Origin of the sequence: Sphingomonas sp. CCH21-G11 (assembly GCF_001555965.1) — a bacterium.
Classification (GTDB): Bacteria; Pseudomonadota; Alphaproteobacteria; order Sphingomonadales; family Sphingomonadaceae; genus Sphingomonas.
Genome location: NZ_LSHX01000038.1, coordinates 1 through 21,671, shown reverse-complemented (window position 1 = coordinate 21,671; position 21,671 = coordinate 1). Strand labels below are relative to the sequence as shown.

General features: G+C 66.7%; 20 protein-coding genes, 1 tRNA gene and 1 pseudogene. 20 read left to right on the top strand and 2 right to left on the bottom strand.

The window, feature by feature from the left end; all coding sequences use genetic code 11:
• The first annotated feature begins 146 nt into the window (after positions 1-146).
• The 10 genes from AX676_RS11445 to AX676_RS11400 all read left to right on the top strand — a co-directional run bounded on the left by AX676_RS11445 (position 147) and on the right by AX676_RS11400 (position 11,533).
• Positions 147-223 (top strand) — tRNA-Pro (locus AX676_RS11445).
• Positions 224-321: 98 nt separating this feature from the next.
• Positions 322-1,848: an acyl-CoA carboxylase subunit beta gene (locus AX676_RS11440; RefSeq protein WP_066481869.1), complete on the top strand. Its 1,527-nt coding sequence runs from the start codon at positions 322-324 to the stop codon at positions 1,846-1,848.
• Positions 1,849-2,075: 227 nt separating this feature from the next.
• A complete protein-coding gene (gene mce, locus AX676_RS11435; RefSeq protein ID WP_066481867.1) occupies positions 2,076-2,495 on the top strand; it encodes a methylmalonyl-CoA epimerase in 420 nt (139 codons plus the stop codon).
• A 186-nt stretch (positions 2,496-2,681) separates the two neighbouring features.
• Complete coding sequence (scpA, locus tag AX676_RS11430; protein ID WP_066481865.1) at positions 2,682-4,952, top strand: methylmalonyl-CoA mutase; 2,271 nt, start codon at positions 2,682-2,684, stop codon at positions 4,950-4,952.
• The gene (locus tag AX676_RS11425) at positions 4,949-5,362 is read left to right on the top strand and encodes a hypothetical protein (protein ID WP_066481863.1); all 414 of its coding nucleotides are present in this window, start codon (positions 4,949-4,951) and stop codon (positions 5,360-5,362) included. The genes scpA and AX676_RS11425 overlap by 4 nt, the downstream gene beginning before the upstream one ends.
• A gap of 3 nt (positions 5,363-5,365) precedes the next feature.
• Entirely contained in the window at positions 5,366-6,376 is a 1,011-nt protein-coding gene (gene bioB / locus AX676_RS11420) for a biotin synthase BioB (RefSeq protein ID WP_066481861.1), read from the top strand.
• The gene (locus AX676_RS11415) at positions 6,364-6,597 is read left to right on the top strand and encodes a DUF4160 domain-containing protein (protein WP_066481859.1); all 234 of its coding nucleotides are present in this window, start codon (positions 6,364-6,366) and stop codon (positions 6,595-6,597) included. Before bioB ends, AX676_RS11415 begins: the two co-directional genes overlap by 13 nt.
• Entirely contained in the window at positions 6,581-6,841 is a 261-nt protein-coding gene (locus AX676_RS11410) for a DUF2442 domain-containing protein (protein WP_066481857.1), read from the top strand. Before AX676_RS11415 ends, AX676_RS11410 begins: the two co-directional genes overlap by 17 nt.
• Positions 6,842-7,103: 262 nt before the next feature.
• Entirely contained in the window at positions 7,104-9,260 is a 2,157-nt protein-coding gene (locus AX676_RS11405) for an acetyl-CoA carboxylase biotin carboxylase subunit (protein ID WP_066481854.1), read from the top strand.
• A gap of 200 nt (positions 9,261-9,460) precedes the next feature.
• Positions 9,461-11,533 (top strand): TonB-dependent receptor, encoded by a 2,073-nt coding sequence (locus tag AX676_RS11400; RefSeq protein WP_066481853.1) that lies wholly within the window; start codon positions 9,461-9,463, stop codon positions 11,531-11,533.
• A 172-nt stretch (positions 11,534-11,705) separates the two neighbouring features.
• Here AX676_RS11400 and AX676_RS17890 read toward each other — a convergent pair whose 3' ends face one another.
• Positions 11,706-11,882, bottom strand: a complete 177-nt coding sequence (locus AX676_RS17890; protein WP_156437806.1) for a hypothetical protein — start codon at positions 11,880-11,882, stop codon at positions 11,706-11,708.
• A 60-nt stretch (positions 11,883-11,942) separates the two neighbouring features.
• Between AX676_RS17890 and hisG the strand changes: the two genes are divergently transcribed.
• The 6 genes from hisG to AX676_RS11370 all read left to right on the top strand — a co-directional run bounded on the left by hisG (position 11,943) and on the right by AX676_RS11370 (position 18,929).
• Positions 11,943-12,611, top strand: coding sequence for an ATP phosphoribosyltransferase (gene hisG, locus AX676_RS11395; protein WP_066481847.1), 669 nt, complete (start codon positions 11,943-11,945; stop codon positions 12,609-12,611).
• Entirely contained in the window at positions 12,608-13,897 is a 1,290-nt protein-coding gene (gene hisD / locus AX676_RS11390) for a histidinol dehydrogenase (RefSeq protein WP_066481844.1), read from the top strand. The genes hisG and hisD overlap by 4 nt, the downstream gene beginning before the upstream one ends.
• Positions 13,898-13,975: 78 nt before the next feature.
• Positions 13,976-14,440, top strand: coding sequence for a transcription antitermination factor NusB (gene nusB, locus AX676_RS11385; protein ID WP_066481892.1), 465 nt, complete (start codon positions 13,976-13,978; stop codon positions 14,438-14,440).
• Between the two features lie 16 nt (positions 14,441-14,456).
• Positions 14,457-15,350 carry a thiamine-phosphate kinase gene (gene thiL, locus AX676_RS11380; RefSeq protein ID WP_066481842.1) on the top strand — a complete coding sequence of 298 codons (894 nt, stop codon included), beginning with the start codon at positions 14,457-14,459 and terminating at the stop codon, positions 15,348-15,350.
• Positions 15,351-15,486: 136 nt separating this feature from the next.
• Positions 15,487-17,655 (top strand): sodium-translocating pyrophosphatase, encoded by a 2,169-nt coding sequence (locus AX676_RS11375; RefSeq protein ID WP_066481839.1) that lies wholly within the window; start codon positions 15,487-15,489, stop codon positions 17,653-17,655.
• A 188-nt stretch (positions 17,656-17,843) separates the two neighbouring features.
• A complete protein-coding gene (locus AX676_RS11370) occupies positions 17,844-18,929 on the top strand; it encodes a type I restriction endonuclease (RefSeq protein ID WP_066481837.1) in 1,086 nt (361 codons plus the stop codon).
• Here the strand turns inward: AX676_RS11370 and AX676_RS11365 are convergent.
• Entirely contained in the window at positions 18,926-19,819 is an 894-nt protein-coding gene (locus AX676_RS11365) for a haloalkane dehalogenase (RefSeq protein ID WP_066481835.1), read from the bottom strand. The two genes, AX676_RS11370 and AX676_RS11365, sit on opposite strands and share 4 nt — an antisense overlap.
• A 181-nt stretch (positions 19,820-20,000) precedes the next feature.
• Between AX676_RS11365 and AX676_RS11360 the strand changes: the two genes are divergently transcribed.
• From AX676_RS11360 to AX676_RS11345, 4 genes and pseudogenes are all read left to right on the top strand, one after another.
• Positions 20,001-20,510 (top strand): hypothetical protein, encoded by a 510-nt coding sequence (locus tag AX676_RS11360; protein WP_066481832.1) that lies wholly within the window; start codon positions 20,001-20,003, stop codon positions 20,508-20,510.
• Between the two features lie 115 nt (positions 20,511-20,625).
• Entirely contained in the window at positions 20,626-20,844 is a 219-nt protein-coding gene (gene infA / locus AX676_RS11355) for a translation initiation factor IF-1 (RefSeq protein ID WP_010162480.1), read from the top strand.
• 14 nt (positions 20,845-20,858) lie between these two features.
• The gene (locus AX676_RS11350; protein ID WP_066481831.1) at positions 20,859-21,428 is read left to right on the top strand and encodes a Maf family protein; all 570 of its coding nucleotides are present in this window, start codon (positions 20,859-20,861) and stop codon (positions 21,426-21,428) included.
• Positions 21,412-21,671, top strand: a pseudogene (locus AX676_RS11345) (ribonuclease); the annotation flags it as partial. The gene AX676_RS11350 and the pseudogene AX676_RS11345, both read left to right, overlap by 17 nt.

The following is a 21,671-nucleotide window of genomic DNA, read 5'->3' as shown; positions in this document are numbered from 1 at the left end:
GCGGTCGTCGCCTCCATCAAGCGGCGCGCGCTACCACCTCGCCGCCGCCTGCGCAACCATCGCGGCCCGTCGCCGCGCCCGCGAACCGCGCGGCCGGTTTCCGGCTTGCCAGCCCGCCGCCATCGGCGTAATGGCGCCGGCTCGGTCGGGACGTAGCGCAGCCTGGTAGCGCATCACACTGGGGGTGTGGGGGTCGGAGGTTCGAATCCTCTCGTCCCGACCAATCATATCCTGCCCTGCGCGACATGCGCGGTCACATTCGCGCTTGCATCCGCGCCGGGTCGCTGGAACTAAGCGCCGCAAAATGTGGAGGGATGCCCTTTGTCATCGACCATCGCCGAATTGGAGCGTCGCCGCGCCGCCGCGCGTTTGGGGGGCGGCCAGAAGCGCATCGACGCCCAGCACGCCAAGGGCAAGCTGACCGCGCGCGAGCGGCTCGACGTGCTGCTCGATCCCGGCAGCTTCGAGGAACTCGACATGTATGTCGAGCATAACTGCACCGATTTCGGCATGCAGGATCAGGTCATCCCCGGCGACGGCGTGGTCACCGGATCGGGCACGATCAACGGTCGGCTGGTGTTCGTGTTCAGCCAGGACTTCACCGTGTTCGGCGGATCGCTGTCCGAACGCCATGCGCAGAAGATCTGCAAGATCATGGACATGGCGATGAAGGTCGGCGCGCCGGTCATCGGCCTCAATGATTCGGGCGGCGCGCGCATCCAGGAGGGCGTGGCGAGCCTGGGCGGCTATGCCGAGGTATTCCAGCGCAATGTGCTGGCGAGCGGCGTCGTGCCGCAACTCAGCCTTATCATGGGGCCGTGCGCGGGCGGCGCGGTCTATTCGCCGGCGATGACCGACTTCATCTTCATGGTGAAGGATTCGTCCTATATGTTCGTCACCGGCCCCGATGTCGTGAAGACCGTGACCAACGAAGTGGTGACGCAGGAGGAGCTGGGTGGCGCGGTCACGCACACCACCAAATCGTCCGTCGCCGACCTCGCCTTCGACAACGACGTCGAGGCGCTGCTGGCCGCGCGCGACTTTTTCGATTTTCTGCCGTCGTCGAACCGCGAGGATGTGCCCGAGCGGCCATGCGACGACCCGTGGGACCGCATCGAGGATAGCCTCGACACGCTGATCCCGCCGAGCGCCAACCAGCCCTATGACATGCACGAACTGATCGCCAAGACGGTCGACGAAGGCGATTTCTTCGAGCTGCAGCCCGCCCACGCCGGCAACATCATCATCGGCTTCGGCCGGATCGAGGGGCGGACAGTGGGCATCGTCGCCAACCAGCCGATGGTGCTGGCCGGCGTGCTCGACATCAATTCGTCCAAGAAAGCCGCGCGCTTCGTGCGCTTCTGCGATGCGTTCGACATTCCGATCGTCACCTTCGTCGACGTCCCCGGCTTCCTGCCCGGCGTGGGGCAGGAGCATTCGGGGATCATCAAGCACGGCGCGAAGCTGCTCTTCGCCTATGCCGAGGCGACGGTGCCCAAGATCACCGTCATCACCCGCAAGGCCTATGGCGGCGCTTATGACGTGATGGCGTCGAAGCACCTGCGCGGCGATTTGAACTACGCGTGGCCCACCGCCGAGATCGCGGTGATGGGCGCGAAAGGCGCGGTGGAAATCATCTTCCGCGGCCGCACGCCGGAAGAGATTGCGGAGCGGACTGCGGAATATGAAGCGCGGTTTGCCAACCCGTTCGTCGCGGCGAGCAAGGGGTTCGTGGACGAAGTGATCATGCCGCACTCGACACGGCGGCGCATCGCGCTCGGGCTACGCAAGCTGCGGGGGAAGCAGCTGGAGAACCCGTGGAAGAAGCATGATAACATTCCGCTGTGAGTAGCCAAAATGCGTGACGCTATAATTGTGCTTCTTTTGGCAATGTTAGCTTGGTTCGGATTGTCGCTCATTAAGGTTGAGAATGAGCGTTATGCTCTCCGCCTCGGAATGTGTGGCGTTTATGATCCTTCAAAACCACAAACGCTGGTACATCGTGACGCTTGTCTAGCGAAAGTGGAAACGAGAACAAATCCTATGTTCCATCTAGCGTACGGGCTAGGTCTGTTATGATCCTCGGCCGCCTCAACCATGTCGGCGTCGCAACGCCGTCGATCGCGGACAGCATCGCCTTCTATCGCGACGTGATGGGCGCGACGCGCATTCACACGCCGTTCGACCTGCCGGCGCAGGGGGTGAAGGTGTGCTTCGTCGACACCCCCAACACCCAGATCGAGCTGATCGAGCCGCTCGGCGCGGACTCGCCGATCCATGGCTTTCTCGCCAAGAACCCGGCCGGGGGGCAGCATCATCTGTGCTATGAAGTGCCCGATATCCACGAAGCCAAGGCGTGGTTCGAGGGCAAGGGCGCGCGCGTGCTGGGCGAGCCGCGGATCGGGGCGCATGGCACGCTTATTTTCTTCGTGCACCCCAGGGACATGGGCGGCGTGCTGACCGAGATCATGGAGACGCCGAAGGATGCGCATTGAGACGACCACCACCCTCCCCCCCACGGGGGGAGGATACGCAGCCTTGCCCCAGCGAAGGCTGGGGCTAGGCGGAGTTGGAGAGGGGGATGGGCGGCTGCCAGCGTCGCACACCCCTCTCCCAGCTTCGACTAGGCGGCAGAGCCGCCAAGTCTGCGCAACCCTCTCCTCTCGGGGGAGAGGGCTGAGATGACCGACTGCCCGACCCCCGCCGACTGGGCGGCGCTCGCCGCGAAGGAAGTGAAGGGCCGCGACCTGACCTGGCACACGCCGGAGGGGATTGCGGTCAAGCCGCTCTACACCGCCGAGGACGTGGCCGGGATCGACCCCGGCCTGCCCGGCTTCGCGCCTTATACGCGCGGCGTGAAGGCAACGATGTACGCCGGCCGCCCCTGGACGATCCGGCAATATGCGGGCTTTTCGACCGCTGAGGAATCCAACGCCTTCTATCGCCGCAACCTGGCCGCCGGGCAGAAGGGGCTGAGCGTTGCCTTCGACCTCGCCACCCATCGCGGCTATGACAGCGATCATCCCCGCGTCACCGGCGATGTCGGCAAGGCGGGCGTGGCGATCGACACGGTTGAGGACATGAAGATCCTGTTCGACGGCATCCCGCTCGACCAGATGTCGGTCAGCATGACGATGAACGGCGCGGTGATCCCCGTCCTCGCTTTCTTCATCGTCGCGGCGCAGGAACAGGGCGTCGATCAGGCGCTGCTGGAAGGCACCATCCAGAACGACATCCTCAAGGAGTTCATGGTCCGCAACACCTATATCTACCCGCCCGAGCCATCGATGCGGATCATCGCGGACATCTTTGCCTATACCTCGGCCAACATGCCGAAATTCAACTCGATCTCGATCAGCGGCTATCACATGCATGAGGCCGGGGCGACGCAGGTGCAGGAGCTGGCCTTCACCATCGCCGACGGGATCGAATATGTCCGGCGCGGGGTGGAGAGCGGACTCGATATCGACAAGTTCGCCGGCCGCCTGTCGTTCTTCTTCGCGATCGGCATGAATTTCTTCATGGAAGTCGCCAAGCTGCGCGCCGCCCGCCTCCTGTGGCACCGCGCGATGACGATGCTGGGGGCACAGGACGAACGGTCGAAGGTGCTCCGCACCCATTGCCAGACATCGGGCGTGTCGCTGACCGAGCAGGACCCCTACAACAACGTCATCCGCACCACCGTGGAGGCGATGGCGGCGATGCTGGGCGGCACCCAGTCGCTCCACACCAACGCGCTCGACGAGGCGATCGCGCTGCCCACCGATTTCTCCGCCCGCATCGCCCGCAACACCCAGATCGTGCTGCAGGAAGAAACGGGGATGACCAAGGTCGTCGATCCGCTGGGCGGCAGTTACTATGTCGAGGCGCTGACCCAGGAACTGGCCGACAAGGCGTGGGAAATCGTCGAGCGGGTCGAGGCCGAAGGCGGCATGGCGAAGGCAGTCGCGGCCGGCTGGCCCAAGGCGATGATCGAGGAAGCCGCCGCCGCCCGGCAAGCGCGCGTCGACCGGGCGGAAGACGTGATCGTCGGCGTCAACAAATACCGGCTGGCGAACGAGGACCTGCTGGAGACGCTGGAAGTCGACAATGCGGCAGTGCGCGAATCGCAGATCGCGCGGATCAACGCGGTGAAGGCCGGACGGGACGAAGCTGCTGTGCAGGCTGCGCTGGGGGCGATTCGGGAGGCGGCGAAAGTGACTTCTCGAGCTCGCCTCGGGGAGGGGGACCATCGCGAAGCGATGGTGGAGGGGCAATTGCCGGCCCAGACCCCTCCACCACCGCCGTTGGCGGCGGTCCCCCTCCCCGAGCAAGCTCGGGGAGGAACTGAAACCAACCTCTTGGCCCTCGCCGTCACCGCGGCGCGCGCCCGCGCCACGCTGGGGGAAATCTCGGCTGCGATGGAGGACGTGTTCGGCCGTCACGCCACCGTCCCCACCCCGGTCAGGGGCGTCTATGCCGCCCCCTATGCCGAGGATGACCGCTGGGCACAGGTCACCGCCGGCGTCGACGCGGTCGCCCGCCGGCTGGGTCGGAAACCCAAACTCCTCGTCGCGAAAATGGGCCAGGACGGGCATGATCGCGGTGCCAATGTCATCGCCAGCGCCTTTGCCGACATGGGCTTCGACGTGGTGAGCAGCCCGTTGTTCCAGACGCCGGAGGAGACCGTCGTGCTGGCGCTGGACTCCGGCGCGGACATTGTCGGCGCGTCGTCGCTGGCGGCGGGGCACAAGACGCTGATCCCGGCGCTGATCGCCGGGCTGCGTGCCGCCGGCCGTCCGGACATCAAGGTGATCGCGGGCGGCGTCATCCCGCCCCAGGATTATGATGTCCTGCGCGACGCGGGCGTTCAGGGGATCTACGGCCCCGGATCGAACGTGGTCGAATGCGCCGCCGACGTGCTGCGCCTGCTGGGCCACAACATGCCCCCGGTGGGGGAGGATGCGCGGTGACGGCCACGGCGATCCTGCTCGGCAAGGCGGGGTTCGTGCTGTTCGCGCTCGGGCTGCTCATCGGGATCGCCATCCCTAAACTGCGCAACCCGCGCATGGGCCTGTCCGCGCACCTGACCGCGGTGCAGACCGGGCCGGCACTGATCGCGATTGCGCTGTTCTGGCCCTATCTGACCGTGCCGGAGGCGTGGGCAGCCGGGGTGATCCACGCGCTGTGGCTGTCTTCCTACCTGCTGGTCGCGGGCATCTTGCTCGCCGCGCTGGTCGGGGCGAGCCGGAGCTTGCCGATCGCCGGCCAGGGCCATAGGGCGAGCCAGACCATGGAAACCGTCGTCACCGTGCTGGTCAAAGGCAGTTCGCTGGTGATGGCGGTCGCCGCGGTCGCCATTTGCTTTTTCGCGCTGACCTGATCGATGGAAATACCCGTGACCGCCGAATCCCGTACCGACTGGACGCGCGACGAAATCGCCGCGTTGTTCGACCTGCCCTTCACCGAGCTCGTGTTCCGCGCCGCTGAAGTGCACCGCGCGCATCATGATCCGGTCGCGGTGCAGCGATCGACGCTGCTCAGCATCAAGACCGGCGGCTGCCCGGAGGATTGCGGCTATTGCTCGCAATCGGTCCATGCGGAAACCGGGCTCAAGGCGACGCGGCTGATGGACGTGCGTGCGGTGCTGCAATCCGCCGCCCAGGCACGGGACAATGGCTCGACCCGCTTCTGCATGGGCGCGGCGTGGCGCAACCCCAAGGACCGCGACATGCCCGCGATCGTCGAGATGGTGAAGGGCGTGCGTCAGATGGGCATGGAGACCTGCATGACCCTGGGGATGCTGACCCCGGGGCAGGCGGCGATGCTCGCCGACGCGGGCCTCGATTACTACAACCACAATATTGACACCTCGCCCGAGCGCTATGGCGACGTCATCACCACGCGGACCTTCGCGGACCGGCTGGAGACGCTGGATCATGTCCGCTCCGCCGGCATCAATGTGTGCAGCGGCGGCATCGTCGGCATGGGCGAGACGCGCGAGGACCGGGTCGGGTTCATCCATGCGCTCGCCACCCTGCCCCAGCATCCCGAAAGCGTGCCGGTCAACGCGCTGGTGCCGGTCAAGGGCACAGTGCTGGGCGACATGCTGGCCGACACGCCGCTCGCCAAGATCGACGATATCGAGTTCGTCCGCACCGTCGCGGTCGCCCGCATCACCATGCCGGAAAGCATGGTGCGGCTGAGCGCAGGCCGCGAGAGCATGAGCGAGGCGACGCAGGCGCTATGTTTCCTGGCGGGAGCGAACAGCATCTTCACCGGCGACAAGCTGCTGACCGCCGGCAATGCGGGGGATGACGCGGACGCCGCGCTGTTCGAGCGGCTGGGGGTGAAGGCGATGGCGTTGGACAGCGAAGGCGCGCAATGCCCACCGTAAAGCGGATCGGCGCGTTCAGGTTTTACTTCTACAGCCACGAGCCGAACGAGCCGCCGCGCATTCACGTCGATCGAGGTGATGCGACCATGAAGGTCTGGCTGCAAACGATCGAAGTGGCGAAAAGTCGAGGCTTTCGAGCGCATGAGATCAGTGGCATTGTCGAGATGGTCGACGCCCATCGCGCGGAGTTTCTGGAGGCATGGCATGAACATTTCGGCTAAGCTCACCGACGAGCGCGTGCTGGACGTCCGCTGCGACGAGCAAAGCTTGATCGTCGACCTGATGGACGGCCGCTCGATCTCTGCGCCCTTGGCCTGGTATCCGCGCCTCCTGCACGCCACGCCGCAGCAACGCGCGAACTGGGAGCGGGCGGGGGCAGGCTATGGCATCCACTGGCCGGAAATCGACGAGGATTTGAGCACCGACGGGCTGCTGCGCGGCGCGCGGGCACCGAATGCGGCGTAATGGGCAACTGTCGATGATCTCCGCGCCCCTCTTTGTCACAAAGAATGGGGATCGCAGGCTTTGGGGAACGTTCAGGTTCGATCAGCTGCCTGCTCCTGGTGACCGAATTAGTATCACAGATCATAACGAGCGAGTGCAACGGCTGACTGTTCTGTATGTGAATCACGAACCTTTACGCGATGATCAACCTAATGATCCCGATCGGTGCACATCCTGGATAAACGCGGAATGGGTCGATGAATTTTATTGATTTGGAACTCTGATGTTCAACAAAATCCTCGTCGCCAATCGCGGCGAAATCGCGTGTCGCGTGTTCCGCACTGCCAAGCGCATGGGGCTGGCAACAGTGGCGGTCTATTCGGATGCGGATGCGCGCAGCCCCCATGTCCTGATGGCGGATGAGGCGGTGCGGCTGGGGCCGGCGCCGGCGGCGGAGAGCTATCTGCGTGCCGACCTGATCCTGGAAGCGGCGAAGGCGACGGGCGCGGATTGCATCCACCCCGGCTATGGCTTCCTGTCGGAGCGCGAGAGTTTCGCAAAGGCGTGCGCGGAGGCGGGAATCGCGTTCGTCGGTCCACCGCCCAACGCCATCGCGGCGATGGGCGACAAGATCGAATCGAAGAAGCTCGCCAAGGCCGCGGGCGTCAACGTCGTCCCCGGCTATCTGGGCGAGATCGCCGATACCGACGAGGCGGTGCGGATCGCCAGCGACATCGGCTTTCCGGTGATGATGAAGGCGTCGGCGGGCGGCGGCGGCAAGGGGATGCGGCTCGCCTGGTCCGAACAGGACGTCCGCGAAGGGTTCGAGGCGACCAAGCGCGAGGGGCTGGCGAGCTTCGGCGACGACCGGGTGTTCATCGAGAAGTTCATCGAAAGCCCGCGCCACATCGAGATTCAGGTGCTGGGCGACCAGCACGGCAACATCGTCTATCTGGGCGAGCGCGAATGTTCGATCCAGCGCCGCCACCAGAAGGTGGTGGAGGAAGCCCCCTCCCCCTTCGTCACGCCCGCGATGCGGCGCGCGATGGGCGAACAGGCGGTCGCGCTGGCCCGCGCGGTCGGCTATTTCAGCGCGGGCACCGTCGAGCTGATCGTCAGTGGCGCGGACCCGACCGGCGAGAGCTTCTACTTCCTGGAGATGAACACGCGGCTGCAGGTCGAGCATCCGGTGACCGAGGCGGTGACGGGCATTGATCTGGTCGAGCAGATGATCCGCGTGGCGGCGGGCGAACCGCTGGGCTTCGGGCAGGGCGACATTCGCCTGAACGGCTGGGCGATCGAGAACCGTGTCTATGCCGAGGACCCCTATCGCGGCTTTCTGCCGAGCACCGGCCGGCTCGTGCGCTATGCGCCGCCGCCGGCGGAGGAGACGCCATATGTGACCTGGTCGTCCCCGCTCGCGAGCGAGAGAGATGCGCATAGCGAGGGCGAACGTATCTCGACTTCGCTCGATACGAACGGAATCACGCTCGATACCAACGGAGCGAATGCCGCTCCACCGCCGTTCGCTTCGAGCGAAGCCGAGAAGCGCGATGCAGCCTATATCCGCGTCGACGATGGCGTCACCGAAGGCGGCGAGGTCAGCATCTTCTATGACCCGATGATCGCCAAGCTGATCACCTGGGCACCGACGCGCGATGAAGCCGCCGACCTGCAGGTGCAGGCGCTCGACCGCTTCGTGGTCGAGGGCGTCGGCAACAATGTCGATTTCCTGTCGGCGCTGATGCAGCATCCCCGTTTCCGTTCGGGCAACCTCACCACCGGCTTCATCGCCGAGGAATATCCCGACGGATTCCATGGCGCGGCGATGGCCGACGATCTGCCCGCGCAGCTGGCGGCAGTGGCGGCGGCGCTGACCCGTGCCGACCGCCTGCGTGCCGGGGCGATCAGCGGGCGGCTGAATGGCGCGCCCGACCCCGGGGTTGCGTGGACCGTGACGCGCGACGGCACGACGTACGAGGTCGCGCTTACCGAAGGCGGCGCAATCGTCGACGGCGTGGCAATGACGCTCGACCTTCACCATGGCCCCGGCATGCGGATGACCGAAGCGGTCATCGACGGCGCGCCGCTGGCGCTGCGCGTCGAAAGGCGTCGCGGCGGCGGCTGGGTGCTGCAGACACGCGGCGCCCGCCATGTGGTGCGCGCCGAACGCCCGGAAGTGGCGGCGCTGGCCCGTCACATGATCGAAAAGCTGCCGCCCGACACGAGCAAGTTCCTGCTGTGCCCGATGCCGGGACTGCTCACCCGGCTGCACGTCGCGCCGGGCGACCGGGTCGAGGCGGGACAGCCGCTGGCGGTGGTGGAAGCCATGAAGATGGAGAATATCCTGCGCGCCGAGCGTGCCGGGGTGGTCAAGGCCGCCAACGCCGCACCGGGCGACAGCCTGATGGTCGACGCCGCGATCCTCGAGTTCGAATAGATCACGATCAGGATGGGCTCGCCTCCTGAACCCCTCCCCTTCAGGGGAGGGGTAGGGGGTGGGGCTTGTCCGGGCGGATCGGCAAATAGACAGTTCCCCCCCCCCCCTGAAGGGGAAGGACTTAGATCACTTCGTGCGCATTTCTGCTATTGCAAATGACACGCATTAAGCTAATCGCCTTCCGCAGAGGGAGACGACGAATGACGTTGCTGGGTTCCGCGCTGCTGCTTTCCACTGCACTAGCCATCGTTGCGCCGGAAGCCCCGCCAGCACCTGCCCCCGAGACGCCCGAGCAGGAAATCATCGTCATCGGCCAGGCCGACGGCTATCTGGCGACCGACGGCACGACCGCGCTCAAGACGCGTACGCCACTGAAGGACACGCCGCAGACGATCACGGTGCTGACCCGCGAACAGCTGGACGATCAGGCGATCCTGAGCATCGGCGAGGCGCTGCGCTACGTCCCCGGCACCACCGTCGGCCAGGGCGAGGGCAATCGCGATCAGGTGACGATCCGCGGCCAGAACACCACCGCCGACTTCTTCCTGGATGGCGTGCGCGACGACGTGCAGTATTTCCGCCCGCTCTATAACCTGGAGCGGGTCGAGGTGCTGAAGGGGCCCGCGGCGCTCACCTTTGGCCGCGGCGGCGGCGGCGGCGTGATCAACCGCGTCCAGAAGACGCCGCTCGCCGACCAGTTCGCCTTCGGTGCCGACGCCAGCGTCAACAGCTTCGGCGCGACGCTGGTCAGCGCCGACCTGAACGCCCCGATCGCGCCCGGCGCGGCGTTGCGCGTCAACGCGATGGCGGAGGGGCTGGAGAGCTTTCGCGATTTCGTCGACGGCGAACGGTTCGCGATCAATCCCTATGCCGCCGCCGAACTGGGCCGCACGTGGCGTGTCGGGCTGTCCTACGAATATCTGGACGACGATCGCGTGACCGATCGCGGCGTCCCGTCGCTCAACAATCGCCCGATCACCAACGCGCGCGACACGTTCTTCGGCGTGCCCGGTGTCAATCGGACGACGTTGCAGGCGCATGTCGCCAAGCTCCGCGTCGAGGGCGAGATTGCGCCCGGCCTGACGCTCGACACGACCCTGCTCTACGGCAATTACGACAAGCTCTATACCAACGTCTTTCCCAACGGCGCGGTGCGCGCCAGCGACGGCACCTTCGCGCTTGGAGCCTATACCGACACGACGACGCGCGAGAATCTGATCGGCCAGGGCAATCTGATCTGGACGGCCGATCTGGGCGGGGCGCGGAGCACGCTGCTGATCGGGGTCGAGGTCGCCGACCAGTCGAGCCGCAACGCGCGGCTCAACGGCACGCTGTCGTCGGCGCGGATCAGCGTCGTCGACCCCGTATATCCGACCGTCCGCTTCGACATCCCGGCCAATGACCGCCGGTCGGATGTCGACGTGTTCTCCGTTTACGCCCAGGACCAGCTTCAGATAGGCACGCTTGTCGAGATCGTCGCAGGCCTGCGTTACGACCGGTTCGAAATTGCGGGCGTCGACTTCGCGGCCACCCCCGACCGGCCGTTCGGACGCACCGACGACAAGGTGTCGCCGCGCTTCGGCCTGATCCTGAAGCCGACGACCGCGCTGTCGCTCTATGGCAGCTACAGCCGGTCCTTCCTGCCGCGTTCGGGCGACCAGTTCCTGGCGCTTTCGACGACTCAGCAGAACCTGGCGCCCGAAGCCTTCACCAATTACGAGGTCGGCGCGAAATGGGCGATCCGGCCCGACCTGACCGCCACGGTCGCGCTGTTCCGGCTCGACCGGACCAATGCGACGACGCCCGACCCGCTCAACCCCGCGCTGTCGATCAATATCGGCGCGACGCGGACGGAGGGCGTCGAGGTCGGGCTCGCCGGGCGGATCACGCCTGAATGGCAGGTCAGCGGCGGCTACAGCTATCAGGACGCAGTGCTGCGCGGCAACGACGCGGTGCGGCTGGGCCAGGTGCCGCGGCATCAGGCGTCGCTGTGGAACCGTTATCAGGTCGCCCCGGCGATCGGCATCGGGCTGGGCGTGGTGCATCAGGGCAGCCAGTTCGCGGCGATCCGCACGTCGCCCGCGACGACGCGCCTGCCCGCGTTCACGCGCGTCGATGCGGCATTGTTCTACACCATCGATCCACGCTTCGACATCCAGGTCAATGTCGAGAACCTGTTCGACACCGATTATTTCAGCGACGCGCACAATAACAACAACGTGACGCCCGGCGCGCCGATCAACGCCCGCGTGACGCTGCGCGCGCGGTTATAGGGTCCAGCCCGAAACACGGGTCGCCAGAGCATCCTCGCTTTCGCGTCACCCCGGTCTGCACTGGGGTGAATAAGGCGGAGAGACGTCCGCCCGGCTGCTGAAATGCGTTTGATCGCCCGTCACCCCGGCATCGTGCAGGGGTCCACCGTGCGGCAGGCGCAGTGCACGGCGATCATGGGCGGCGCTGTGGCGGCCGGGGAAAGCTCACGCCCGCGCTCGACCCGATTTCCAGCAGGTCGAGCGCGTCGTTGATTCCCGCGCGCGCCCGCGCGGTCATTGGCGCGCCCATCACGGTGCAGCTGCCAAGCTGGACGCGGAACGCTTCGCGACCGGCCGCTTGATCGGTCATTACCGCCTCCGGGGCAGCTTGTTGCATGGCGGCGACACCCCAGATAAGGCCGCGCCACCAATGACCCAACCGTTGATCCTTGCCGTGCCGAAGGGGCGCATCCTGGACGAGGCGCTGCCGCTGCTCGCGCAGGTCGGCATCGTGCCCGAGCCCGCATTCGCCGATCCCGACAGCCGCGCGCTGCGCTTTGCCACCAATACGCCCGCGATCGACCTGATCCGGGTGCGCGCGTTCGACGTCGCGACCTTTGTCGCGCATGGCGCGGCGCAGCTGGGCATCGTCGGTTCCGACGTGCTGGCCGAATTCGATTATTCGGAGCTGTACGCCCCCGTCGACCTGGGCATCGGGCATTGCCGCATCTCGGTCGCCGAACCGGCGGACCTCGCCGCGGGCGACGATCCGCGCGGATGGAGCCATGTGCGCATCGCCACCAAATATCCCCACATCACGCGGCGCCATTTCGAGGCGCGCGGGGTGCAGGCCGAATGCGTCAAGCTCAACGGCGCGATGGAGCTGGCCCCGGTGCTGGGGCTGGCCCCGCGCATTGTCGATCTGGTCTCCTCGGGGCGCACGCTCAAAGAGAACGGGCTGGTCGAGGTCGAGGTGATCGCACAGGTCACTAGCCGGCTGATCGTCAACCGCGCCGCGTTCAAGATGCGCGCGGACACCATCGTGCCGCTGGTCGATCGTTTTCGCCGCGCGGTGGCCCAGCAGGACGCGGCCGCATGATCCGCCTGGACGCCAGCGCCCCCGGCTTTGCCGCGCAGTTCGACGCGCTGGTCAATGCCCGCCGCGAGTCCGACGCCGACGTCGCGCGCGACGTCGCGACGATCGTGCGCGCGTTGAAGGACAAGGGCGACGCCGCGCTTCACGCCTTCACGCTCAAATTCGACCGCCATGACCTCAACGACACGGGCTGGCGGATCGAGCGCAGCGCGTGCGCGGCGGCACTGGCGGGTATCGCGCCCGAATTGCGCGCGGCGCTCGAGCTCGCCCGCGACCGGATCATGGCCTATCACGCGCGCCAGAAGCCGCAGGACAGCGAAACGACCGACGCGCACGGCATCCGCACCGGGGCACGGTGGCGCGCGGTCGACGCGGCGGGCGTCTATGTGCCGGGCGGGCGTGCCGCCTATCCCTCATCGGTGCTGATGAATGCCATTCCCGCCAGGGTCGCTGGGGTCGACCGGCTGGTGATGGTGACGCCGACGCCCGACGGCGAGGTCAATCCGCTGGTGCTCGCCGCCGCCGAGCTGGCAGGGGTCGACGAGGTGTGGCGGGTCGGCGGCGCGCAGGCGATCGCCGCGCTTGCCTATGGCACCGATCGCATCACCCCGGTCGATGTCATCACCGGCCCCGGCAATGCCTGGGTCGCGGAGGCGAAGCGTCAGCTTTATGGCGTGGTCGGCATCGATATGGTCGCGGGGCCGAGCGAGATCGTCGTCGTCGCGGATGGCGCGAACGACCCCGAATGGACCGCCGCCGACCTGTTGAGCCAGGCCGAGCATGACCCGACCAGCCAGTCGATCCTGTTCACCGACGACGCGGCCTTTGCCGATCGGGTGGCGGATGCGGTCGACCGCCAGATCGGCGCGCTCACCACCGCGAACGTCGCGCGGGCGAGCTGGGACGCCAATGGCGCGATCATCCTGGTCCCGGAGCTGATGGCGGCGGTGCCGCTGGTCGACCGGCTGGCGCCCGAGCATCTGGAGCTGGCGGTCGCCGATCCCGCGCCGCTGTTCGCCGCGGTCCGCCACGCCGGCTCGATCTTTCTCGGCCGGCACACGCCGGAAGCGGTCGGCGATTATGTCGCGGGGCCGAACCATGTGCTGCCGACCGGGCGCCGCGCGCGCTTTGCCAGCGGATTGTCGGTGCTCGACTTCATGAAGCGGACGAGCTTCCTGGAGCTGGGGCCACAGGGGCTGGCGGCGATCGGCCCGGCAGCGGTCGCGCTCGCCAATGCGGAGGGGCTGCCGGCGCATGCCAAGTCGGTGGCGCTGCGGCTGGCCGACTGAGCCTATTCTGCCAATCCTCCCCGTCCCCGTTCGTTTCTCGACTTCGCTCGAAACGAGCGGATCGCTATGCAGGTAAACATGACAGCTAATTCCCGACCCAAGCCACGATCGCAGGCGCGCGCCGCCGCGCGTCTCGCCGCCGTCCAGGCGCTCTATCAACAGGAAATGGAGGGCACGCCGGTGCCCCGCCTGCTGGCCGAGTTCCATCAGCACCGGCTGGGCGCGACGATCGAGGATGTCGAATATGCCGACGCGGACGCGATGTTCTTCGATGACATCGTCAAGGGCGTCGACGCGCGCCGCGACGAGATCGACGCACTGATTTCGGGCAAGCTGTCGGCAGGCTGGACGCTGGAGCGGCTCGACAAGCCGATGCGCCAGATCCTGCGCTGCGGCACCTATGAACTGATCGCACGCGCCGACGTGCCGACCGCGACGGTCATCAGCGAATATCTCGACGTCGCCGACGCGTTCTATGACAAGCGCGAGAAGAGCTTCGCCAACGGCCTGCTCGACGCCGTCGCGAAGGACGTGCGGCGCTGACCCGCTTCGGGAGCCCATGACCGAAGCCGACTTCATCGCCGCGCTGCGTGCGCTGCCGCTCCATGCGGGGGCGGAGGCGCTGGCGGACGATGCCGCGTTCCTGCCGCCCGACCTTGTGCTGACCACCGACAGCATTGCCGAGGGGGTGCATTACCTGCCCGGCACGACGCCGCAGGATGTCGCGTGGCGGCTGGTCGCGACCAACCTTTCGGATTTGGCGGCGAAGGGCGCGCGGCCCGACGGCGTGCTGCTCAACTATCCGCTGGGCGACGACGCGTGGGACCGCGCGTTCGTGGCGGGGCTGCGCGAGGTGCTGGCGCGGTTCGATTGCGCGTTGCTGGGTGGCGACACGGTGCGGCTGATCGCCGGCGCACCGCGGACGATCAGCCTGACCGCGATCGGGCGCGCCAGCCATTTGCCGATCCCGCGCCGGTCGGGCGCGCGCGCCGGCGACAGCATCTGGGTCGCGGGCGCGATCGGCGATGCGATGCTGGGCCACCGGCTGGTTGCGGCGGGCGACTTGCAGCCGGGTGCGCTGGTCGCCGCCTATCTGCGCCCGCAGCCGCTGGTCGCGCAGGGGATCGCACTGGCCCCCTTGGTCAGCGCGATGATGGACGTGTCCGACGGGCTGCTGATCGATGCGGCGCGGATCGCGACCGCGTCAGGCGTGACGATGGCGATCGAGCGGGCGCGCGTGCCGCTGAGCCCGACATTCCGTCGCGTGGCGCAAGGCGACGACGGGGAGGCGGCGCTGCGTTGGGGCGATGACTATGCGCTGTTGTTCACCCTGCCCGCCGATCGCCACCCGCCGGTGCCCGCGACGATGATCGGCCGGGTTGAGGCGAGCGGTAGGCTCCCGGTCACGCTGGACGGTGAAGCACCCGCCGGGACGCTCGGCTACCAGCACTGACCGGCATCGGGATTGCTGCAGTGCACGCCCGCTTGCGCTGCCTCGAACGCCATCTATACCTCTCAACCGACGCGGAACCCGGCCCATTCCCACGAGGCCAGCCGCGCAGGGAAATCAGGGGAAGGATGCCCATCGAATGAACATCGTTTACATCGCCATGCTGTGCGGCGTGATCGCCGTGCTCTATGGCATCTTGACCAGTCAGCAGGTGCTGCGCGCCCCGGCGGGCAACGAGAAGATGCAGGACATCGCCGCCGCCATCCAGGAAGGCGCCAAGGCGTATCTGGGCCGGCAATACCGTACCATCGCCATCGTCGGCGTGATCGTCGCCGTGGTGCTCGCCGCGACGCTGGGCTTTCTGTCGACGGTCGGCTTCGTGATCGGCGCGGTGCTGTCGGGCATCGCCGGCTATATCGGCATGAACATTTCGGTGCGCGCCAATGTGCGCACGGCGGAAGCGGCGCGGACCAGCCTGCAAGGCGGGCTCACCCTGGCCTTTCGGTCGGGTGCGATCACCGGGATGCTGGTCGCGGGCCTCGGCCTGCTGTCGATCGCGGTGCTGTTCTGGTACCTGGTCGCGGTCGACGGCCATGCGCCGAATGACCGCGAGATCATCGAGGCGCTGACCGCGCTGGCGTTCGGCGCGTCGCTGATCTCGATCTTCGCGCGGCTGGGCGGCGGCATCTTCACCAAGGCGGCGGACGTCGGCGCCGACCTGGTCGGCAAGGTCGAGGCAGGGATTCCCGAGGACGATCCCCGCAACCCCGCCGTCATCGCCGACAATGTCGGCGACAATGTCGGCGACTGCGCGGGCATGGCGGCCGACCTGTTCGAAACCTATGTCGTCACGCTGGGCCTGACGATGGTGTCGATCGCGCTGCTGATCACGGCATCGCCGGCCGATCTGCTGGCGCTGATGGCGCTGCCGCTGATCGTCGGCGGCGTGTGCATCATCACGTCGATCATCGGCACCTACATGGTCCGGCTGGGCAGCAGCGGATCGATCATGGGGGCGCTGTACAAGGGCTTCTGGACGACCGCGATCCTGGCGATCCCGGCGATCTATTTCGCCACCGCCTATACGCTGGGCGACCTGAACGCGGTGATCGGCAGTTCGGGATTCCTTGATCCCGCCACCGACACGCTTTCGTCCCAGCCGCTGGGAACCAGCGTCGCGGACGGCGGGCTGAGCTTCACCGGCATGGACCTGTTCTGGTGCATGATGATCGGGCTGGGCGTCACCGGGCTGCTCGTCTGGATCACCGAATATTATACCGGCACCCAGTTCCGCCCGGTACGGTCGATCGCGAAAGCCTCCGAGACCGGACACGGCACCAACGTCATCCAGGGCCTGGCGATCAGCCTGGAATCGACCGCGCTGCCCACCCTCGTCATCGTCGTCGCGGTGATCGCCGCATATCAGCTGGCCGGCATCATCGGCGTGGCGTTTGCCGCGACCTCGCTGCTCGCGCTTGCGGGCATGGTCGTCGCGCTCGACGCCTATGGCCCGGTCACCGACAATGCCGGCGGCATCGCCGAGATGGCGGGGCTGCCCGACGATGTGCGCGTGCGCACCGACGCGCTCGACGCGGTCGGCAACACGACGAAGGCGGTGACCAAGGGCTATGCGATCGGATCGGCGGCGCTGGCGGCCCTCGTGCTGTTCGGCGCCTATACCGAGGATCTGAAGCGTTATTTCGGCGGCATCACCGTCGATTTCTCCTTGAGCAACCCGTACGTCATCGTCGGGCTGCTGCTCGGCGCGCTGCTGCCCTATCTGTTCGGCGCGTTCGGCATGACTGCGGTCGGCCGCGCGGCGGGCAGCGTGGTGCAGGACGTGCGCGACCAGTTCCGCGACAATCCCGGCATCATGGCGGGCACCAGCCGCCCCGACTACGCGCGCACCGTCGACATCGTCACCCGCGCCGCGATCAAGGAGATGATCGTGCCGTCGCTGCTGCCGGTGCTGTCGCCGGTCGCGGTCTATTTCATCATTACCGGCGTGGCGGGCCAGGCCCAGGGCTTTGCGGCGCTGGGCGCGATGCTGCTGGGCGTGATCGTCTCGGGCCTGTTCGTCGCCATCTCGATGACGTCGGGCGGCGGTGCGTGGGACAATGCCAAGAAGTACATCGAGGACGGCAATCACGGCGGCAAGGGCAGCGATGCCCACAAGGCGGCGGTGACTGGCGACACGGTCGGCGATCCGTACAAGGACACCGCCGGCCCCGCGGTCAACCCGATGATCAAGATCACCAACATCGTCGCCCTGCTGCTGCTCGCCGCGCTGGCGGGCGGTGGCGCATAGGCCGATCGTAAAGCGTCGTCCCGGCGCAGGCCGGGACCGCGATCCGCTGGCACAAGCGCGAGATTGGAAAGCGGCCCCGGCCTGTGCCGGGGCGACGACCGGTTCGCTCACTCCGCTTCGGAGCAGTCTCGATTGGACACGGCCAGCCGTATCCGCTCCCCCTCTCCCGATCGAAGCGGGGGCGAGGCATGGATCTGGCGACGAAACTGATCGAACTCGAAAAGCGCACGGCGCAGCATCGCGAGTTCCTGTTGACCGAGGAGGCGGCAAAGACCGCGCTGGTCATGCCCTTCCTTCAGGCGCTGAGCTATGATGTGTTCAATCCAGCGGAGGTAATTCCCGAGTACACCGCCGAGGTCGGGACCAAGAAGGGCGAAAAGGTCGACTATGCGCTGGCAATCGACGGCAGATTGTCGATCCTGATCGAATGCAAGCCGTCGTCGGTCGACCTCGACCTGAAGCATGCCAGTCAGCTGTTCCGGTACTTCACCACCACCGATGCGCGCGTCGCCATCCTGACCAACGGCGTCGTCTATCACTTCTATTCCGATATTGATCAGCCCAACCGCATGGACGAAAAGCCGTTCTTCGTCTTTTCAATGGATGCGATCCGTCGCACCGACCCGGCGACACTCGAACGCTTTTCGCGCAGCCAATTCGACATTTCGGCGATCATCGCCGAGGCGGGTCGGCTGAAACTGCAGTCGCAGGTGCGCATCGAGCTGGAGCGCGAATTCGCCAACCCGTCGGACGAGTTCGTCCGCATGATTGCCGGAAAGGTCCAGAACGGGCGGATGACCGCAGCTGCGCGCGAGCAGTTCCAGCCGCTGCTCGCCGCGACGATCGCCGCGATCATCCGCGACCGGGTCAATGACCGCCTGACCTCCGCGCTCAACGTCGCCAACCCGGCCGGCGAGGTTATCGCCGAGGGCATATCCGACGATATGTCGGAGGGCGATGGCGTCATCACGACCGATGACGAGATCAGCGGCTTTCGCATCGTCCAGGCGATCGCGATGCGCCATGTCGACCCCAAGCGGGTCGTCATCCGCGATTCAAAGAGCTATTGCGCGATCCTGCTCGACGACAACAACCGCAAGACGATTGCACGGCTGCATTTCAACAGCCCGACGACGCGTTATGTCGGTACGTTCGTCGGCAAGGCGGAAACGCGACACGCCGTCGCCGCGCTCACCGACATCTATCAGCTCGAACCCTATATCGCGGCCCGCCTGAAGGAACTGGACGGCAGCGACGGCGAAGCCTCGCTTTAGCCCAGCGCCTTGATCGCTTCGACGAACACGTCCGGGCGGTCCTCCTGACAGAAGTGCGCGGCGCGCTCGACGATGGCGTGGGGCTGGCCCCGGGTGCCCGGCACCTTTGCCTGGAAATAGGCGTCGCCGCCCGCGGTGATCGGGTCGCTGTCGCCGAACAGGGTCAGGAACGGCCGCTCGAACCGCTCGAGCCCCGCCCAGGCGGCAGCGTTGTCGATCGCGCCGGGGTCGTCGCGACTGATCGGGACGAGCAGAGGGAATGCGCGCGCCGCCGCCTTGTAGCTTTCGTCGGGAAAGGGTGCGTCATAGGCGGCGACTTCGGCGTCGCTGAGCGTGCGCACCGTCGCGCGCTGAAGGATCGGGCCGATCGCAAAGCTGTCGCTGGTGGCGGCAAATTCGCGCCACGCGAGAAACGCGGGCGCCGGCGTCCCGCCCAGCGGCAGGAAGGTGTTGCTGGCGATCACCCAGCGGAAGCGGTCCGGGTCGAGCCCGACGACGCGCAGGCTGAGCAATCCGCCCCAGTCCTGGCAAAACAAGCCGATGTCGCGCAGCTCCAACCGGTCAAGGAACTGAGTGAGCCAGGCGACGTGGCGCGCATAGCTGAACACATCGCGGTCGACAGGCTTGTCCGATTTGCCGAAGCCGATCAGGTCGGGCACGACGACGCGGAAACCCGCCGCCGCGACGGGACCGATCATGTGGCGATAGAGATAGGACCAGCTGGGTTCGCCGTGCATCATCAGCACGACCGGCCCGTCGCGTGGCCCCTCATCGACATAGTGCTGGCGGACCATGCCCAGCGGCCCCGCGTCGATGTCGATGTAGTGCGGGGCGAACGGATAGTCGGGCAGACCGGCAAAGCGGTCCTCGGGTGTGCGCAGGATGGTCATCGGTGTCCTCTCGATCGTTAATGCACTTTCTTGCTGGTCTTAATGCGTCGCACGACAGCGACCTTGCGCAAAGTTGCCCTTCCTGTTTGCTATCATGCCAAATCGTTTTGGGAGGAGGGACCTCTCCATGTTCATTGCTCTTTTCCTCATGTCGATCCAGGCTACTACGCAAGCGCCAGACATGTCCGCCGCGGCATGTAGCGCGACGGAATGGCGGCTGATGTTCGTGAACGGCCCCCGCGGCGAGGAGATTTCCGGCAGCCGAGAGGCATTGCTTCGCGCCCTGCGTCGCGGCAGCCCGGTACGCGTCAGCTGGGGCGAAGCGGATGCCGAGGGGAAATGGTCGGTTGAGGAGTTCGCCAACACCACCTTCGTCAACATCATGGGCGGCCGAGATGTGGTGGCGCAGATCGAGCCTGCGCTGATCCAATCGCACTATACCGACGTCGCCAAAGCGGGGCTCAAGACTCCACTTGTGCTGTGGCGCAGCATCATCGCAACCGACGGGCGGTTCGAGGCGGTCACCACCAATGCACAGAGCGGCAAGCAGCTGCGGGTATTGGTCCAGCGCACGACCGTGCACTGGTATGCCCTGGCACCGGATCCACGCTGTGACGCACGTCCGCTGCCTGACCTCGCGCCACGCGGCCGACTGAACATCATCGAGCGCGACGAACGCGCTGATCCCTAGCCCTGGGGGCGGCTGATCGCGGCAGTTACATCTGCGCAGGATCGGCGATCCCTTTCCTTTTGGCGCGGCTTGGCGTAAAGGCCCGCGACTTAATCCCATTTGCCACGAGGTTTGTTTGGCCAAGGAAGAACTGCTGGAAATGCGCGGACAGGTTGTGGAGTTGCTTCCCAACGCCATGTTCCGCGTCAAGCTTGAGAATGATCACGAGATTCTGGGCCACACCGCGGGCAAGATGCGCAAGAACCGCATCCGCGTGCTGGTCGGCGACGAGGTCCTCGTCGAACTGACGCCCTATGACCTGACCAAGGGCCGCATCACCTATCGCTTCAAGTAAGGCGCGAGCCCGACATGCGGCTCGTCCTCGCCTCCACCAGCCCGCGCCGCCGCGACCTGCTGGGTCGCCTCGGCGTCGCACCTGATCGCCAGGCCGCCCCCGACATCGACGAAAGCCCGCTGAAGGGCGAGTTGCCGCGCCCCTATGCGCTGCGGCTGGCCGAGGCGAAGGCGCGCGCGATCGATCGCGCACCCGACGAAATCGTCGTCGCCGGCGACACCACCATCGCGGTCGGCCGCCGCATCCTGCCCCCCGCCGAAACGGAAGCGGTGCAGCGCGAATTGCTGTCGCTGCTGTCCGGGCGACGCCACCATGCACTGTCGGCGGTGTGCGTGATCGACGCGGCGGGCCGCGCCCGGCTGAGGCTGGCGGACACCATCGTCGCGTTCAAGCGGCTGACCGCGGCCGAGATCGACGCCTATGTCGCGTGCGGCGAGGGGCTGGGCAAGGCCGGCGGCTATGCGATCCAGGGGCGCGCCGAGGCGTTCGTCCGCTATCTGGCCGGCAGCCATTCGGGCGTCATCGGGCTGCCGCTGTTCGAGACGCGCGCGCTGCTGGCTGCGGCAGGTGTTCCGCTTGGCTGAGTGGCGGGTCGAGCGCGGGATCGGCGAGACCCGCGCGATCCGCGTCGTCGATGGGCGCATCATCGAAGCACGCATCGAGCCTGAAGACGGGCTGCGCGCCGGGGCGGTGATCGCCGCGCGACTGGTCCGGCGCATTCCTGCGCGAAATCAGGCAATCGCCATATGGGACGGGGGCGAGGCGCTGGTGACCCCCCTGCCCGCCGGGATCACCGAGGGAGCCGCCTGCCGGATCGAGATCACCCG